Consider the following 1,387-nt stretch of genomic DNA (forward strand, 5'->3'; position numbering starts at 1 on the left):
TTTCTCTTCTAGACATAAAAATACCTCTTAAGTAGATTTTAGGTATTTACCTTGTCTACTTAAGAGGTATCATATCAGTTTACCTCATGGGTGCTTTTTTGTATAGATTTCTGAAAATTGTTCAAAATCTTACTAGAGTTTTGTCTTCATCTTGAAATTCTTATAACAATGTGATATATTTATAACAGATAAGGTGTGATGTATTTATAACATGGTGAAAGAAGGTGACGAAAATGAAAATGTCGAAGAACTTAAAGATAATCCTTTATATCGCTAGCGTGCTTATTGTTGTATGTTTAGTTTTATTGCTGGGGAATCACCTACCGATTCTAGCAAAAGGTGCTATTATGACGATGTCTTGGCTTCCTACGTATTTGGCTTGTACGATGCAATCGGTCCTCTCAAAATCAACCTATCAAAAGAAAGAGAAAAATATGTTTGGGATTACTGCAAAATTATATACAGTGCTTGTACTTCTCTCGTCATCGATCTATACAATTGGAGTTTGGCTTCTAACTCCTGGTTCTTTGATTAAGAATATAATGTTAGGAATTGGATTAAGTGTTCAATTGTTATTAATGTTTTACTTCTTATTCAAGAGAATTAATGAAGAACCTGATGAACGATTTTATAGAAATATTGCAAAGTCCTCTTCCATTTTGTTTACAATAGCAATCTTTATATTATTGGGAATTGCAACCTTGATAGCCGTCTGTAAAGTTTTCGTTTTGAATGCTGGATTTCTTTATATTTTGGTGGCTTTTTTACTCTTATTATTTGCCATTACTTACTTTATCATTGAAAAAAGGGGATGAAATATGGCGAAAGAAAGTAAAATAAAGACTAACTTGAAAGAAGTAAGGGAAGCTTATGGTATGACTCAACAAGATTTAGCAAATCAAGTAGGAATACGGAGAGAAACGATTGTTCACTTAGAAAATAACCGCTACAACCCTTCGTTGGAAATGGCTTTAAAAATAGCACAGGTCTTTAATAAACAAGTGGAAGAACTATTTCGTCTGAAATAAGAGAAGTAAAACAATCCAATTGATTTGTGTATTAGTTTTTTGGAGACTTGTTTTTCTGAGAAGAGGTTTTGGTAAGAGGGAGTGTTTTCAAAGGAATTTTCTTGACTTCACCTTAGTTGAAACGCATTCAAAAATAAGATAATAGTTTATTTTTCAAGCATTTTAACCCAATAATAGAACTTTTTAGGCCGAAATACTTTCAAAAATGCTAATGTTTCTCTAATCTATTCAATTTTGAGGTCTTGCATATTATGTAGTTATCATACAAAAGCGCTCAAAGTGAATGAGTACATTCATTTGAAAGATGATATTGTTATATAATTCAAACATATTATCATGTCTCTTATAAACATCTGCCT

2 protein-coding genes are annotated in these 1,387 nt (G+C 31.2%); both read left to right on the forward strand.

Going from position 1 to position 1,387, the window contains the following annotated elements; translation table 11 throughout:
* Positions 1 to 233: 233 nt before the first annotated feature.
* Positions 234 to 815 (forward strand): hypothetical protein, encoded by a 582-nt coding sequence (locus H7U04_RS11295; RefSeq protein ID WP_021143452.1) that lies wholly within the window; start codon positions 234 to 236, stop codon positions 813 to 815.
* A 3-nt stretch (positions 816 to 818) separates the two neighbouring features.
* Positions 819 to 1,028 (forward strand): helix-turn-helix transcriptional regulator, encoded by a 210-nt coding sequence (locus H7U04_RS11300; RefSeq protein ID WP_201059856.1) that lies wholly within the window; start codon positions 819 to 821, stop codon positions 1,026 to 1,028.
* Positions 1,029 to 1,387: the final 359 nt, after the last annotated feature.

The organism is Streptococcus sp. 22.1 (assembly GCF_016648645.1).
Classification (GTDB): domain Bacteria; phylum Bacillota; class Bacilli; order Lactobacillales; family Streptococcaceae; genus Streptococcus.

Bases quoted from the DNA above. Each gene is read 5' to 3' on its own strand.
- H7U04_RS11295 (WP_021143452.1), top strand. From the start codon at position 234: ATGAAAATGTCGAAGAACTTAAAGATAATCCTTTATATCGCTAGCGTG.
- H7U04_RS11300 (WP_201059856.1), top strand. From the start codon at position 819: ATGGCGAAAGAAAGTAAAATAAAGACTAACTTGAAAGAAGTAAGGGAA.